The following is a 14,344-nucleotide window of genomic DNA, read 5'->3' on the forward strand; positions in this document are numbered from 1 at the left end:
AGTTTCACTGCTGGTGTATCAGGCTAAGGTAAAATTTGTGAGTTCTGCTCGAAAGAGCAACGTACGAATTTTCGGCGAATGTCGTCTTCACAGTATAACCAGATTGCTTGGGGTTATATGGTCAAGTGAAGAAGCGCATACGGTGGATGCCTTGGCAGTCAGAGGCGATGAAAGACGTGGTAGCCTGCGATAAGCTTTGGGGAGTCGGCAAACAGACTGTGATCCAGAGATCTCTGAATGGGGGAACCCACTCAGCATAAGCTGAGTATCTTGTACTGAATACATAGGTGCAAGAGGCGAACCAGGGGAACTGAAACATCTAAGTACCCTGAGGAAAAGAAATCAACCGAGATTCCCTTAGTAGTGGCGAGCGAACGGGGACCAGCCCTTAAGCTGGTTTGAGATTAGTGGAACGCTCTGGAAAGTGCGGCCATAGTGGGTGATAGCCCCGTACACGAAAATCTCTTGCCAGTGAAATCGAGTAGGACGGAGCACGAGAAACTTTGTCTGAACATGGGGGGACCATCCTCCAAGGCTAAATACTACTGACTGACCGATAGTGAACCAGTACCGTGAGGGAAAGGCGAAAAGAACCCCGGAGAGGGGAGTGAAATAGAACCTGAAACCGTATGCGTACAAGCAGTGGGAGCCTACTTTGTTAGGTGACTGCGTACCTTTTGTATAATGGGTCAGCGACTTATATTCAGTGGCGAGCTTAACCGAATAGGGGAGGCGTAGCGAAAGCGAGTCTTAATAGGGCGCTTTAGTCGCTGGGTATAGACCCGAAACCGGGCGATCTATCCATGGGCAGGTTGAAGGTTAGGTAACACTGACTGGAGGACCGAACCGACTACCGTTGAAAAGTTAGCGGATGACCTGTGGATCGGAGTGAAAGGCTAATCAAGCTCGGAGATAGCTGGTTCTCCTCGAAAGCTATTTAGGTAGCGCCTCATGTATCACTGTAGGGGGTAGAGCACTGTTTCGGCTAGGGGGTCATCCCGACTTACCAAACCGATGCAAACTCCGAATACCTACAAGTGCCGAGCATGGGAGACACACGGCGGGTGCTAACGTCCGTCGTGAAAAGGGAAACAACCCAGACCGTCAGCTAAGGTCCCAAAGTCATGGTTAAGTGGGAAACGATGTGGGAAGGCTTAGACAGCTAGGAGGTTGGCTTAGAAGCAGCCACCCTTTAAAGAAAGCGTAATAGCTCACTAGTCGAGTCGGCCTGCGCGGAAGATGTAACGGGGCTCAAACCATGCACCGAAGCTACGGGTATCACCTTTGGTGATGCGGTAGAGGAGCGTTCTGTAAGCCTGTGAAGGTGAGTTGAGAAGCTTGCTGGAGGTATCAGAAGTGCGAATGCTGACATGAGTAACGACAATGCGAGTGAAAAACTCGCACGCCGAAAGACCAAGGTTTCCTGCGCAACGTTAATCGACGCAGGGTTAGTCGGTCCCTAAGGCGAGGCTGAAAAGCGTAGTCGATGGAAAACAGGTTAATATTCCTGTACTTCCAGTTATTGCGATGGAGGGACGGAGAAGGCTAGGCCAGCTTGGCGTTGGTTGTCCAAGTTTAAGGTGGTAGGCTGAAATCTTAGGCAAATCCGGGATTTCAAGGCCGAGAGCTGATGACGAGTGCTCATTAGAGCGCGAAGTGGTTGATGCCATGCTTCCAAGAAAAGCTCCTAAGCTTCAGATAACTGGGAACCGTACCCCAAACCGACACAGGTGGTTAGGTAGAGAATACCAAGGCGCTTGAGAGAACTCGGGTGAAGGAACTAGGCAAAATGGCACCGTAACTTCGGGAGAAGGTGCGCCGGCGAGGGTGAAGGACTTGCTCCGTAAGCCCATGCCGGTCGAAGATACCAGGCCGCTGCGACTGTTTATTAAAAACACAGCACTCTGCAAACACGAAAGTGGACGTATAGGGTGTGACGCCTGCCCGGTGCCGGAAGGTTAATTGATGGGGTTAGCGCAAGCGAAGCTCTTGATCGAAGCCCCGGTAAACGGCGGCCGTAACTATAACGGTCCTAAGGTAGCGAAATTCCTTGTCGGGTAAGTTCCGACCTGCACGAATGGCGTAACGATGGCGGCGCTGTCTCCACCCGAGACTCAGTGAAATTGAAATCGCTGTGAAGATGCAGTGTATCCGCGGCTAGACGGAAAGACCCCGTGAACCTTTACTATAGCTTTGCACTGGACTTTGAGCTTGCTTGTGTAGGATAGGTGGGAGGCTTTGAAGTGGGGACGCCAGTTCTCATGGAGCCATCCTTGAAATACCACCCTGGCAACCTTGAGGTTCTAACTCAGGTCCGTTATCCGGATCGAGGACAGTGTATGGTGGGTAGTTTGACTGGGGCGGTCTCCTCCCAAAGAGTAACGGAGGAGTACGAAGGTGCGCTCAGACCGGTCGGAAATCGGTCGTAGAGTATAAAGGCAAAAGCGCGCTTGACTGCGAGACACACACGTCGAGCAGGTACGAAAGTAGGTCTTAGTGATCCGGTGGTTCTGTATGGAAGGGCCATCGCTCAACGGATAAAAGGTACTCCGGGGATAACAGGCTGATACCGCCCAAGAGTTCATATCGACGGCGGTGTTTGGCACCTCGATGTCGGCTCATCACATCCTGGGGCTGAAGCCGGTCCCAAGGGTATGGCTGTTCGCCATTTAAAGTGGTACGCGAGCTGGGTTTAGAACGTCGTGAGACAGTTCGGTCCCTATCTGCCGTGGACGTTTGAGATTTGAGAGGGGCTGCTCCTAGTACGAGAGGACCGGAGTGGACGAACCTCTGGTGTTCCGGTTGTCACGCCAGTGGCATTGCCGGGTAGCTATGTTCGGAAGAGATAACCGCTGAAAGCATCTAAGCGGGAAACTTGCCTCAAGATGAGATCTCACTGGGATCTTGAATCCCCTAAAGGGCCGTCGAAGACTACGACGTTGATAGGTTGGGTGTGTAAGCGCTGTGAGGCGTTGAGCTAACCAATACTAATTGCCCGTGAGGCTTGACCATATAACACCCAAGCAATTTGTGCGTAAGCCGAATTGTGGTGGTGAAGACGAAAGACCCGAAGATTCGTAGCATCACAAATATCGCATATCCGAATTCGCTGGGCTGTTCATCTGAACGGACTGGCTACCGAATTTCTTGACGACCATAGAGCATTGGAACCACCTGATCCCATCCCGAACTCAGCAGTGAAACGATGCATCGCCGATGGTAGTGTGGGGTTTCCCCATGTGAGAGTAGGTCATCGTCAAGATTCATTTCGCAAAACCCCTATCTGCGCATGCAGGTAGGGGTTTTGTCTTTAAGTAGAGAGTACAGAGATTCGCTGGCACGTCCCTTGACGGTCCGGCACACAGAATTTCTTGACGACCATAGAGCATTGGAACCACCTGATCCCATCCCGAACTCAGCAGTGAAACGATGCATCGCCGATGGTAGTGTGGGGTTTCCCCATGTGAGAGTAGGTCATCGTCAAGATTCAATTCCGAAACCCCTGATCGCCATGCGGTCAGGGGTTTTGTCTTTCTGGCGTATGTGAAATGTCTGCGCCGGCTTCATCGCCGGCAAGCCGGCTCCTGCAGAGAAGCGTGGTCACTGTACTGCCGCGCCCCCTGTAGGAGCCGGCTTGACCGGCGATAGGGCCCAAACAGGCACAAAAAAAGACCGCCCCCAACGGGGGCGGCCTTTCAATACAGCTCAGCCCTGTCAGCTCAGCAGGTTCTTCACATTCCCCATCGCCTCATCGGCAAACCCCTGCAGGAAAGCCTGGAAGCCCGGCAGCGCCTCCGGGCCACCTTCCCAAGGCTCGGCCTGGATGGTCCAGGTCGCACGGCTGCGCTGGCCATCGATCGCGACCACCTCCATCGCCGCCCACAGGTTGCCGATATTCAGGCTGGTGTAGATCAGGCTCCAGGTCATGTTCATGGCCTGGTCATCGCGCGAATTGAGCTGCTCGATCACCACGTTGCCATCCTTGAACAGTTTCTTGCGCACCGAGCGCACACCGCTACCGGTCATGTCGATATGCGCCAGTGCCGGGATGAACACCGGGAAGCCGGCAAAGTTGCCGACGATGTTCCATACGCTGGCTGCAGGGGCGGTAATTTCCACGCTGGACACCACCAGGCAGCCTTGCGGGTTGCGGATCAGGGTATCGGGCTTGAGTGCTTGCATGTCGTGTTACTCCTGTTGTTTAAAAAACGATCAGATAAAGCCGATGTCGGCCAGGTAGCGGCAGCCGCGGCGCAACAGCTCCGGGCTCTTGCTCGGGTAATGGCTGCCCATGCGCTGCACGCCGGCACGGGCGTTGTCGTGGGCGATGCCGGAGATATCCCCGATGTCTTCTTCGAAACCGTCCAGGTAGAAGCCCAGGACGTCATACAGCGCGTTGTCACGGTCAACCCGACGCAACTGCTGCTGCCACTGCTCGACGCTCACCAGTTCGAAGGCATGGCCCTGTTCGTGGAATGACGCCAGGTAATCGCGCCAACGCAGCGGCTCCGGGTTGTGCAGGTTGAACACGCATTGCCCGGCCTGGTGACGGCTACTGTGGAAGGCGATGAAGCGCGCCAGGAAGTCCACCGGCATCAGGTCGAAGTCGATCTCCAGCCCCGGCACCTGGCCCAGTTGCAGCGACCCCTTGAGCATCAGCATCAAGCGGTTGCGCTGCGGTTGGCAGGCCCCGGTGCGGCTGTCGAAGGTGATGTTGCCGGGGCGGAACAGGTTGACCCACACCCCCTGTGCACGCGCCCGCTGCAAGATCCGCTCGCCCACCCACTTGCTCAGGTTGTAGCCATTGCGGATGTAGATCGGCGGCGTCTCGGCCGGGTCTTCCTCCAGCACCCGGCCGCTGCTGTCCACGGCGCTGCAGGCCGACAGCGTGGAGACGAAGTTGAAGATCTTCTTGCGCCGCCCCTCGCACAGCCGAAGGCACTCGAACAACGGTTCGATGTTGTCCGCCGCCAGCACTTGGTAGTCGAGTACATGGTTCACCTGCGCAGCGTTGTGCAGCAGCGCGCCGTAGCCGGTATCCAGATAGTCGTAGTCGGCCTGGCTCAGCCCCAGCCGTGGCTTGCGCAAGTCGGCCTCGAACACCCGCACACGGGCCAGGTCCAGTTGCACCTGGTTGTCAGCCAGCGCCTGGGCAAAACGTTCGTCGGCGCTTTGCCCGCCGCCACTGCGCACAAGGCAGGCCACCTCGGTGGCGCCCCAGTCCAGCAGCGCCTCCACCAGGTGCACACCGAGGAAGCTGTTGGCCCCGGTGACGATCACCTTGTGCACATCACCCAGGCGCTCCACTGGCAGCACCTGCAGCCCCAGTTCGCGCTTGGCATCCTCCTCCAGCCCCGCCAGCACCTCCTGTTGTTGCCCCTGCTCGCCATCGAGCAACGCCCCCAGGCGCTGCAGTGTCGGCAGCTCGATAAAGCGGTTGATCGCCACGCCCCGGCCGAAGCGCTCGCGCACCTCCAGCAGCAGCCGCGACAGCAGGATCGAATGCCCACCCAGGTTGAAGAAGCTGTCGTCGGCTGAAATATCCGCCTCCGCCAGCTCCAGCAGCTCGCTCCACAGGCCGAGCAACTGTTGTTCAGTCGCAGTACCCGGTTCCAAGCGCTCGTTCGCAGGCAGCGCCAACGGGCGCAGCAGCAGCGCCTGGCGGTCCACCTTGCCATTGGCGGTGTAGGGCATCTGCTCCAGCACCTGGTAGAACGCCGGGCGCATGTAGTCGGGCAGGGCACGTTCGGCATGTTCACGCAGCCGTACTTCAGCTTCCTCTCCCTCAGGCTGGGCGAGAAACGCCAGCACCCGGCGCTGCCCATCGATCACCACCGCCACCTGGCCGAACAGGCGGCTGTCGCGCAGGCAGTGCTCGATCTCCTCGGGCTCCACACGGTAGCCACGGATCTTCACCTGGTTATCCCGCCGCCCGCACAACTCGATACCTTGCGCTGTCCACTTGCCGATGTCGCCCGTGCGGTAAGCGCGCAGCGAGCGCCCCTCCGGCAGGCCCAGCTCGACAAAGCGTTCTGCGCTCAATTGCGCATTGTTCAGGTAACCCAGCCCGACGCCGGGCCCGGCGATATACAGCTCCCCTGGTGTCTGTTCGGCTACAGGCTGAAATTGCTCGTCGAGAATCAACACTTGCGTGTTGGCGATCGGCCGCCCGAGGTTGCGGTTGCCATCCCCGGCAGCGAACACCCGGGTGGTGGCCAGCACCGTGGTTTCGGTCGGCCCGTAGATGTTGTGCAAGTGGCACTGCCCGGCCAGCCGGGCGATCACCTCCGGCTCGCACACATCGCCGCCGGTGATCAGGTGCCGCAGCCCCAGGTGCGCATCGCGGGGCAAAATGCTCAACAGCGCCGGTGGCAGGAAGGCATGGCTGACTTCCTGGCTGTGGATAAGCCCCAGCAACGCCTGCGGGTCGCGGCGCTGGTCCTCATCGGGCAGCACCAGTTCGGCCCCGCAGGCGAAGGTCGGCAGAATATCCAGCAGCGAAGCATCAAAGCCGATGGTGGAGAACTGCAGCACCCGGCAGCCGGCATCCAGCGCCACATGCTCGCGGTACCAGGCCATGAAATGCGTCAGGTTGCGCTGGCTGAGCAACACCCCCTTGGGCAGCCCGGTGGTACCCGAGGTGTAGATCGCCACGCAGGCCCGCCCGGGCGTTGCCTCACGCACGGCCAGGCTCGGCAGCGGAGCATCCTCCGCCAGCGCGATATCACGCACATCCAAGCCGAAGATATCCACAGGCGCCTGCCCGTCATGCAGCAGCACGCAGGCACCGGCATCCGCGAGGATGCGCTGGCGGCGCTGCACCGGCGTAGCCGGGTCCAACGGCAGGTAGATGGCCGCACACCCGATGACCGCTAACAAGCTGGCGTAAAGCTCGGCTGACTTGGCCATGCACACCGCCACCACCGGTGGCTGCGCACCCTCGGCAGGCAACAGTGGCAGCAGAGCCCGCTGAATGCCCACCGTGCGCGCGTGCAGCTGTGCATAACTTTCACGCAGGCCCTGGCGGTTAAGCGCCGGGCGCCCGGCATTGCGCCGTAGGCTCTGCTCCAGCCGCTCGATCAGCCCGCCTTCGGCCTGCTCCAGCAGGTCGGCGCGCAGCGTGCGGTTGAACGGGTGGCGGTAGGCCAGGGCCTCCAGCCAGTCCAGGCCGTGCTCGCGCTCATGCATGCCGGGGCTGACCGCCGGCGCTTCGTGCAGGTACTGCGGGTTGCGGGCAAAGCGGTTGACCTGCAGCGCCAGCAGGTCGCCCAGTGCCTGCAGGGCATCCTCACGCAACTGCCGGCCATTGCCCGAAGCCGGTGTCGCTACCCGTTGGCGTTCGATCAACCGTTGCGCGCTGGCACTGCCACACCAGCACAGGGTTTCCAGGTGCGGCAAGGTTTCGGCGAAGCTTGCGCCCAGGCGCAGGCGCAGCAGCGGCGTGGCCCCCAAGGGCTGCCAGTCGCCGCTGGCCAGGGCCAGGCTGCCGTCTTCCACCACCAGGTCGGGGGCGTTGGCCAACTGCTCGCGCAGGGCCTGCGCGCTGCCAGCCGTGACCGCGCCGTGGCCTTGGGCGTCGAGCTGGCAGGCCAGTTCCGCCAGGGCGGGGCTGGTGCCCGCCAGGAGTATGTCGAGGCGTCTCATGATGTGCTCCTCAGGGCAGGTAGTCGCGCAGCGCGTCCTGCACGCAGCCGGCGTCGAGCATCGAGCTGCTGCGCAGGAAGCGCAGGATGTTGCCCAGCAGCGGGTGCTGGTGATTGATCGGGAAGGCCAACCCCTGCACTTCTTCGCGCAGGGCCTGGCGCACCGCCTCGCCCACCGGCAGCGCAGCGATCAGGGCAAAGTCAAAACCCTGCTGGATGTCGTTGGTCAGGTACTCGCGCAAGAACACCGGCAACACCTCGGCCAACGCCCGGCGGTCCGCCTCCGGGGCGGCCTGCCAGTAAATCCGCGTCAGCCGCGCCCAAAAGCTCGAATGGCGCCCCTCGTCGAGCAGGTGGTCGGCCATCAGCCCCTTCACCGACGGCTTGACCGTGTCATCGCGGGCAAAGGCCGCCACATCGTCGGTCAAGGTGTTCTCGGCGATACCCACGCAGATCAGCTCCATGGCATCGCGCAGTGCCTCCGGCACCCGCTCCAGCGCCGCCGGTATCGCCCGGCTGAGCTCGATCTCCTGGGGCAGGGCGATCGGCTCGATGCCGGTCAGGGCAATGGTCTGCTGCAAGAAGTCCATCGCCACCAGGGCGTGGTAGTCCTCGTCCACCACCACGGTCATGGCGTCGTAGCGGCAGGCGAACGGAAAGCGCACGGCAAAACGGTCCTTGGCGATGCGCCGGGCGGTGCGGTCGACGATTTCGGTCTCGAAGATCACCACGTCGTTGATGAACTTGTAGAGGCTCTGCACCAGCACGAAATCGCGCAGCTGCGGGCATTCGCGCTGGAAGGCCGCGCCCAGCACCAGTGGCTGGCGGCTGAGCGGGTAGATCAGCCGCTGGTCATCCTCCACCCGGCGCCGTGGCCGGGTGCGGATGGTCGCGCGCTCTTCCCAGGCATCGGCGAAGGAGCGGTACTCGGCGGCATTCATGGCGTAACCTCGGCCAGCGGCGCCTTGATCGACGCACGCAGGCGGTCCCACAGCGCCATGCGGCTGTCCACTGCGGCGATGGCCGCCACGTAGACATCCTCCTCGCGCACCGGGTCATGGTCGACCAGACGTGCCAGCAACTGCTCGGCGGCCGGGCCGTGGTCTTCGGAGTCCACCTCGATATGGCGTTGCAGGTAGTAACGGAAGGTCGGCGCCTGCTCGATGCCGATACCCCACTCGTCGAGGATCTGCTGGAACATGCTCGGGATGACGCTTTCGCGGCCATGCAGGAAGGCCGCGGCCACCTGATGCGCCGGTGCGTCCAGGGCAACCTCCAGGGTGTCACGCACGAAGCGTTGCGCCGCGTCGCTGGCCCCGGCGCGCTGCAGCGCCTCCGGGTGGCTGACGCCCTGCTGCATCAGGCTGACGAACCGCTCGATCGCCTGGGTGCTGGCACCCACTTCGCGCATGGCGTCCAGGTACAGCTCGAAGTGGCTGTAGTGGCCGTGGTCCAGGCGGTCATCGGACTCCTCGCCCAGCACGATCTCGTTGATCAAACGCGCCGCTGCAGGGTCGGCCGGCGGCAGCCAGGGCAGGCTGACGCAGGTCAGTTCCTGTTGCAGGCGCTTGGTCAGCGACATGAAGTCCCACACGGCAAATACATGGGTTTCCATGAACCGGCGCAGGGTATCCAGCGAGTCGATTTCAGAAAACAACGGGTGCTGGGAAAGTGTCTGTTTCTTGTCGGAAAGTGTGCGTTTCAATGGGCTCATGTTTAGTTCCGTCTTGGCATGTTTTCAGGTCGGTTGATGCCAGTCAGTTGTCGAACTTCCAAACCTCGGGCGAGCGGGTACCTCGAACGAAGTTTCGATGTCGAGCAAGCGTGCATGGGCCGTGCAGGGCTCTATGGGCCTGGTCTCACGGGGAAACAGGTCCCCCTGTATCGGCGCTATAAAAGCTAGAGCAACTTCCAAAGTACTTGCAATTGTTTTTTGAAGTATTTGCAAGTTTCAACTTTTTTAAGTTGATAGTTGTTCGATCAAAACAATTAAGTTGTTTTGATTTTGGCAATAAGTACCCCTTCCGATCATGAATGATCAGAAAAAAGATGCAGAGTGAATGCCTCACTCGGAGCACTGATGAGCGGGTGTCGAGGGTCGGGATTATTTAGGGGCAGCTGATCGGCTGGCGGTCCTGGCCCCGGTGGCAGGCTCCTTCTGCTGGTGGATGTGGGCGCAGGCGGCCAGGTCCGCTACTGACGATCAGCGGCCGCTGCGGGGACTAGAGTGTGCCCAAAATGCTGGCACTGCCATGGCCAGCAGCGCACGCCGCGCGTTTGCCGCGGTGCAGTCAGGCAGGGCAGGGGGGCTCAGAAGCTGAGCAGGCCGAGGTGGGTATGGAAGATGCGCACGATGCGCTGGTTGAACGGGGCGCCATCCACTGCGTGGGCCGGCAGCTCGATCAGCTCCAGGCCGCCGTGGGCCAGAGGGTTCCAGCCCAGCATCGCCGGCAGCGAACCCGGCGGGTAGAGCACCGTCATTGGCACCTGCAAGGGCGTGCTGTCACCGCCGCTGGCAACGCTCGGGCTGTCACAGCTGGCAACAAATAAGTGGCGGGTCTGCCCCGGCCAGTGGCACTGCGCCCATTGCGCCAATGCCAGCGCCGCATGGGCGCCCAGGCTCTGGCCGAAGATCGCATGGGGGTGCTGCAGAAACGGCTCCAGCCGCTCGCCCAGGGCACTAGCCAGCGCATGGCTGGACTCGTCGGGGTCGACACTGTCGAGGCAGGCGGTGGCTGGCAGGTCTACAGCGATCACCTCCACCGGCTCGCTCAACGCTTCGGCCCACTGGCGGTACTGCTCGAGCTGCTGGCGGCTGCAGGCCAGGCAGATCAGGCGAATCCTGGTGGGCTGTTCGTGGGGTGCTTGAGTCTGCACGTGCACTGCCGTTCCTTATGCCTGGTCACGCCGTTGGCGTGGGGTCAGGTGGCCGATTGCCTGTCGAGGTAGTTGCGAATGGTGCGTGCCGCGTTGTTCAGGTGCGCTTCGAGCATCTTCACGGCTTCGTCTACCAGCTTGTCGCTGGCCGCATCCACCAGGGCGATGTGGTCGTCCTGGGTGAGCTTACCAAGGCCCATCGACGACAGGTGGAAGCGCAGAAAGCGTTCCTCCTCGTTGAGCTCGATCTCGATCAGGCGCAGCAGTTTCTGGTTGCCGGCCTTGCTGTACAGCGACATGTGGAACAGGCGGTTCAGGCGGCCGATCTCGGCGTGGCGGGTTTCGGTCTCCAGCTGGCGGATGTAGCTGCGAGCCAGGGCAATGTCGTCGGCATCGAGCCGCGGGATCGATTGGCGCAGTGCTTCGGTTTCCAGCAGTACCCGCAGGCCGTAGGTATCGACAGCGTCCTCGCCGATCAGCGGCGCTACTACCGCGCCCTTGTGCATCACCACCTGCAGCAGCGATTGCGCCTCGAGCTGGCGCAGCGCCTCGCGCACCGGCATGCGGCTGACGCCGAACAGCGTGGCCAGCTCCTGCTGGCGCACAGCCGTACCCGGCGGCAGGCGGCCGTCGAGGATGGCGCTGCGCAGGCGTTCTTCGATGACACCGCGGGCCAGGTGCGCAGGAACCTGTTCGCTACCCAGGACGGTGCTCAGGAGTTTGGGTTTCTCAGCCACGCAGGGGTCGCCTCGGCAAGATTGGATCCAATAACACTAGAGAGGGTGGGGGGCGCTTGTCAAACACTGTGTTTGCCCAGGCAAGGCAGCCCCGTGTGCAAACGCGGCTATCGTGAATGAAGTCGCAGGCATTGGGAAGACGGCCAAGGGCGCCAGCCCTTGTGGGAAGCGGGTTTGCCGACAGCTGGCAGTGTGCCGTTGTGTTTTGTTTCCCCAGCTTGCACCATCGCACCTTCCAACGGACCTGAACGGGTGTTCGCAGTGGCGAAACCTTGGGCGCTCAGCACCACCCTACGCCGCCTCGGCCTGGCCATGCTGCTCGGCTGCCTGCTGCTGGGCGGCGTCCAGGCCGATTGGGACTTCTCGCAGATCAGCCGCCGCGCCCAGGCACTCTATGGCCCGCTTGGGGCGGGGCAGGGGCGTATCGACGCCTGGCAGAACCTGATGGCCGCGCAGAAGCAGGCCAGCGAGCTGGAGCAGCTCAAACAGGTCAACCTGTTCTTCAACCAGCAGCTGCGCTACGTCGAAGACATCGACCTGTGGCACGAGGTGGACTACTGGGCAACGCCGGTGCAGTCGCTGATCAAGGGCGCTGGCGACTGCGAGGACTACGCCATCGCCAAGTACTTCAGCCTGCGGCGCATGGGCGTCCCCGCCGAAAAACTGCGCATCACCTACGTCAAGGCCCTGCGCCAGAACCGGGCGCACATGGTCCTGACCTATTATTCAAGCCCACAGGCCCAGCCCCTGGTGCTCGACAGCCTGATGGACGCGATCAAGCCCGCCAGCCAGCGCAGTGACCTGCTGCCGGTCTACGCCTTCAATGGTGAAGGCCTGTGGTTGACGGGCGCGGCGGGTAACAAGAAGGTCGGCGACACCAAGCGCCTGTCACGCTGGCAGGATTTGCTGAAGAAAATGCAGGCCGAAGGATTCCCGGCCGAACCGGTTTACTGAGGGAGCACAGATGTCACTGTTCAAACAATTGCTGCTTGCCATTTGCCTGTTCCTGGTGGTCGCCTTCAGCGGCAGTTTCATGGTCAGCCTGGAGAGTTCGCGCAGCCAGTACGTCAACCAGCTGCGCTCCCACGCCCAGGACGCCGCCACCGCGCTGGCGCTGTCACTGACGCCGAGCATCGACGACCCGGCGATGGTCGAGCTGATGGTCAGCTCGATCTTCGACAGCGGCTACTACTCCAGCATCAAGGTCATCGATATCCAGTCCAACGCCGTGCTGGTCGAGCGCCACGCCGAACCCGACAGCGGCGAGGTGCCCGGCTGGTTCATCCAGCTGATCGGCCTGGAACCGGCTGGCGGTGATGCCATCGTCAGCCGCGGCTGGCAGCAGGCGGCGCGGGTCGAGGTGATCAGCCACCCGATGTTCGCCCTGGCAAAACTGTGGCAGAGCGCCCTGGGCAGCCTCGGCTGGTTGCTGCTGTGCGGCGCGGTCAGCGCGCTGCTCGGCGCCCTGCTGTTGCGCCGCCAGTTGCGCCCGCTGGACTACATGGTGGCGCAGTCCCACGCCATCGCCCGGCGCGAGTTCCTCAGCCTGCCGGACCTGCCGCGCACCCCCGAGCTGCGCCGGGTGGTGCAGGCGATGAACCAGATGGTCGAGAAGCTCAAGGCGCTGTTCAGCGAACAGGCCGAGCGCAGCGAGCAACTGCGCAACGAGTCCTACCAGGACAGCCTCACCGGCCTTGCCAACCGGCGTTACTTCGAGATGCAGCTCAACGCCCGGGTCAGCAATGCCGAAGACGCCCGCGCCGGTTACCTGCTGCTGGTGCGCGTGCAAGACCTGGCCGGCCTCAATGCCCGCCTGGGCGGCCAGCGCACCGACCAGTTGCTGCAGGCGGTGGGCGAGCAGTTGCGCCGCACCTGTGCGCAATACCCCGAAACCAACGACCTGATCACCCGCAGCCGCGGCGGCGAATTCGCCGTGTTGGCGCCGGGCATGGTGCATGACGAGGCGACCCAGCTGGCCCAGGCCCTGGCCGTCACCCTGCAAAGCCTGCACAGCACCGGTGCCAGCGATGTCGACCCGGTGGCCTGCATAGGCCTTGCGCCCTATACCCCAGGCGATGCCCCGCAGGCGTTGCTCAAGCTCGCCGACGAGGCCCTGGCCCGCGCCGAAGCCCAGCCGCAGCCCGGCTGGGTATGCCTGGAGCAAGGCCTTGCCGCCAGCGCCGGCGACGGCCACCACGACTGGCACCAGCGGCTGGACCAAGCCCTTGACCAAGGCCGCTTCGAGCTGTTCTTCCAGCCGGTGGTCGACAGCCACATGCCCGCACGCGTGTTGCACTACAAGGTCATTTCACGCTTGCTCGACCAGCAGGGCGAGGCCGTGGCGGCCGGCCGCTATCTGCCCTGGCTGGAACGCTTCGGCTGGATGCCACGGCTTGACCTGCTGATGCTCAAAAAAGTGCTGGCGCACCTGCCGGCCCATGGCGAGTCGCTGGCGCTGAACCTGTCCGGTGCAACACTCGCCGAGCCCAAGGCGTTGCAGCAAGTGTTCGACCTGCTCGGCCAGCACCGCAACGCCGGCCCGCGCCTGACTCTCGAGATCGGCGAGGAGCAGTTGCCCGAGCAAGCCGCGCTGGAAAAGCTCACCCGGTGCCTGCGCGGGCTAGGTTTCGGCCTGGCGCTGCAGCGTTTTGGCGGGCGTTTCAGCATGATCGGCAACCTGGCGCACCTGGGCCTGGCGTACCTGAAGATCGATGGCAGCTACATCCGCCACATCGACCAGGAGCAGCACAAGCGCCTGTTCATCGAGGCCATCCAGCGCGCCTCGCACAGCATCGACCTGCCGCTGATCGCCGAGCGGGTAGAGACCGACGGCGAGCTGCAGGTACTGCGCAAGATGGGCGTGCAAGGCATCCAGGGCCAGTTGGTGGGCGAACCCGCACCCTGGCGTTGAACCCGCGTTTACAGACGACGCGGTGGTTGGCACCGGCTGTGCCGGTGTTCGCGACTAAAGCCGCTCCTACAGGTACAGCGCCAGACTCAGGCCTTGTGCAATCCTGTGGGAAGCGGCCTTGTGTCGCGATGGGGCGCGTAGCGCCCCCAGAATAATGGCACCCTGCAAAATCGCCG

Annotated in this window: 8 protein-coding genes and 3 rRNA genes; 5 read left to right on the forward strand and 6 right to left on the reverse strand. The window is 62.0% G+C overall.

The genetic code is table 11. From position 1 onward, the window contains the following. The first annotated feature begins 119 nt into the window (after positions 1 to 119). The 3 genes from KSS94_RS00590 (at position 120) to rrf (KSS94_RS00600) (ending at position 3,486) form a co-directional block, all read left to right on the forward strand. A 23S ribosomal RNA gene (locus tag KSS94_RS00590) occupies positions 120 to 3,012 on the forward strand. 134 nt (positions 3,013 to 3,146) lie between these two features. After that, a 5S ribosomal RNA gene (rrf, locus tag KSS94_RS00595) occupies positions 3,147 to 3,262 on the forward strand. A 108-nt stretch (positions 3,263 to 3,370) separates the two neighbouring features. Then, a 5S ribosomal RNA gene (gene rrf / locus KSS94_RS00600) occupies positions 3,371 to 3,486 on the forward strand. A 228-nt stretch (positions 3,487 to 3,714) separates the two neighbouring features. Here the strand turns inward: rrf (KSS94_RS00600) and KSS94_RS00605 are convergent. The 6 genes from KSS94_RS00605 to KSS94_RS00630 form a co-directional block, all read right to left on the reverse strand. Further along, on the reverse strand, positions 3,715 to 4,182 hold the full coding sequence (locus KSS94_RS00605; protein ID WP_217841188.1) for an SRPBCC family protein: 468 nt from the start codon (positions 4,180 to 4,182) through the stop codon (positions 3,715 to 3,717). A gap of 30 nt (positions 4,183 to 4,212) precedes the next feature. Beyond that, a complete protein-coding gene (locus KSS94_RS00610; RefSeq protein WP_217841189.1) occupies positions 4,213 to 7,644 on the reverse strand; it encodes an amino acid adenylation domain-containing protein in 3,432 nt (1,143 codons plus the stop codon). Between the two features lie 10 nt (positions 7,645 to 7,654). Beyond that, a complete protein-coding gene (locus KSS94_RS00615; protein WP_217841190.1) occupies positions 7,655 to 8,584 on the reverse strand; it encodes a diiron oxygenase in 930 nt (309 codons plus the stop codon). Further along, positions 8,581 to 9,357: a DUF3050 domain-containing protein gene (locus tag KSS94_RS00620; RefSeq protein ID WP_217841191.1), complete on the reverse strand. Its 777-nt coding sequence runs from the start codon at positions 9,355 to 9,357 to the stop codon at positions 8,581 to 8,583. The genes KSS94_RS00615 and KSS94_RS00620 overlap by 4 nt, the downstream gene beginning before the upstream one ends. Before the next feature lie 596 nt (positions 9,358 to 9,953). After that, positions 9,954 to 10,520 carry a thioesterase domain-containing protein gene (locus KSS94_RS00625; RefSeq protein WP_217841192.1) on the reverse strand — a complete coding sequence of 189 codons (567 nt, stop codon included), beginning with the start codon at positions 10,518 to 10,520 and terminating at the stop codon, positions 9,954 to 9,956. Between the two features lie 44 nt (positions 10,521 to 10,564). Next, positions 10,565 to 11,257: a GntR family transcriptional regulator gene (locus KSS94_RS00630; RefSeq protein WP_217841193.1), complete on the reverse strand. Its 693-nt coding sequence runs from the start codon at positions 11,255 to 11,257 to the stop codon at positions 10,565 to 10,567. 261 nt (positions 11,258 to 11,518) lie between these two features. Here KSS94_RS00630 and lapG point away from each other — a divergent pair, with 261 nt between their 5' ends. After that, positions 11,519 to 12,211 (forward strand): cysteine protease LapG, encoded by a 693-nt coding sequence (lapG, locus tag KSS94_RS00635; protein ID WP_225935823.1) that lies wholly within the window; start codon positions 11,519 to 11,521, stop codon positions 12,209 to 12,211. A gap of 10 nt (positions 12,212 to 12,221) precedes the next feature. Beyond that, positions 12,222 to 14,168, forward strand: coding sequence for a cyclic di-GMP receptor LapD (gene lapD / locus KSS94_RS00640; protein ID WP_217841194.1), 1,947 nt, complete (start codon positions 12,222 to 12,224; stop codon positions 14,166 to 14,168). Positions 14,169 to 14,344: the final 176 nt, after the last annotated feature.

It is taken from the genome of Pseudomonas fakonensis, from assembly GCF_019139895.1.
Classification (GTDB): domain Bacteria; phylum Pseudomonadota; class Gammaproteobacteria; order Pseudomonadales; family Pseudomonadaceae; genus Aquipseudomonas; species Aquipseudomonas fakonensis.